The 1548-nt window shown below is 37.1% G+C and carries 2 protein-coding genes and 1 pseudogene; all 3 read left to right on the top strand.

Translation table 11 applies throughout. The features are described from left to right. Positions 1 to 617 (top strand): type IV secretion system protein (locus HMPREF2837_RS09485; RefSeq protein ID WP_261674356.1); only part of this gene is annotated, 617 nt, incomplete at its 5' end. A gap of 56 nt (positions 618 to 673) precedes the next feature. Next, positions 674 to 1048: a hypothetical protein gene (locus tag HMPREF2837_RS09490; protein WP_061087877.1), complete on the top strand. Its 375-nt coding sequence runs from the start codon at positions 674 to 676 to the stop codon at positions 1046 to 1048. Beyond that, positions 990 to 1548 (top strand): annotated as a pseudogene (locus HMPREF2837_RS09495) (VirB4-like conjugal transfer ATPase); the annotation flags it as partial. The gene HMPREF2837_RS09490 and the pseudogene HMPREF2837_RS09495, both read left to right, overlap by 59 nt.

Consider the following 1548-nt stretch of genomic DNA (forward strand, 5'->3'; position numbering starts at 1 on the left):
AAATGGCATCGTGGTCACAAATGGTCAAGTCGAGGGGAGGTTCGCTAACCCAAAAGATCTGGTTAGAGGCTTTAATGAAATATTTATTTGCCTTAATCATGATCTCTGCCTCATCTCAAATTTGTGATGCCATTCTGGAATTACTTAATATTATTGTAAAGGTAATTGCGCATGTAACACCAACAGTCACAACGACAATTGATTCAAACATTTCTGGCGGAAAAGGTTGGTTTGAAAAACAAATTATTGGATTTGTTGGTTTTATTGTCGGTAAAGTTTCTAACATTATTCTAGGGATTATTGTTTTCCTACGTTACTTGGATTTGTATATGCTTAAAGCCATAGCTCCATTGTTAGTAGCGTTCTTTATGATGGATTCGTTGCGATCTGTTACGATTAACTTCCTGAAATACTTTGCAGCATCTGCCCTTATTGGTGTCATCCTAATTATTGTTTCTGTTGTATATGATTCGATTGTGGCAACAGATCTTCTCAAGGTTACGACTGCAGACAATGGTACTTGGGGAACGGCCTTTGCTTCAATTGCCAAGGGGGTTATCTATATCTTTGTAATGGTTGGCTCTAGTCGAAAAGCCAAGCAACTTTTAGGAGTATAATCCATGTTTAGAGAAATTAGAATTGATAAATGTTATGTTTTATGAAAGGAAACTAATTGAAAAAAATTGGATCAGAATTTTTAAGAGAATTTGAAAATGAGGACAAGCCAATTCTATTTGGCCTAACTATTAGAATGTTTGTTTTATACCTGTGTTTAATAATAGCTGTCTCAGGGACAATTGCTATTTACTTCTTTGGTTTACCTGATTGGTACATCTATCTTTGGGATGCTCTATTTGTCGTTCCTGGAGGAATGTACGGTACGGGAATGACTAAGCGAATGCGGATTAAAGAAAAAATCAATTTCTTTTTCCGAATCCAACAACGAACCTATGAGACAGAATTTGGAAAGGTAGGAATGTATACGAAAGATGAGTTTATTCAAAAGCAAAAGAGAAAAACTAGAAAACGCAGAAAAGAAAAGAATTGAGCGCTTGCGTCGTCAGATGAAACCTACGACACAAAATACCATCAATTATACGCTGCTCCATGAAGATGGATTAATGCACATTGCACGTGAGAAGTATTCTCGTAGCTTTATGCTGGGGGATGCTTCTTACTCTACAGCTCAACAAGATGAAAAAGAGAGCATCATCGATACAACGATGGATGCTCTTAATTCACTGGATGAGGGCAGTAACTATCAACTCTTAGTCATTAACCGTAGAGTATCGGATAATTCCTTGCAGAATATCTTGTTTGAGGAAACAAACGATGGCTACGATGACTATCGTGAAGAGCTAAATGAGATGATCAAGGAGCGATTTACGACACACGCTAACAACTTTGAGGTACATAAGTATGTGACCATTTCAACGAACGCTGATGATCGAAAACAAGCTCAGTTGTTACTACAAGATATTGGAGTTTCCCTGGGAACGCAATTTCAGGAATCCGATATTACATTTAAGGAAATGAATGGTTTGGATC

This window comes from Streptococcus sp. HMSC071D03, from assembly GCF_001812125.1.
Lineage (GTDB): Bacteria > Bacillota > Bacilli > Lactobacillales > Streptococcaceae > Streptococcus > Streptococcus pseudopneumoniae_N.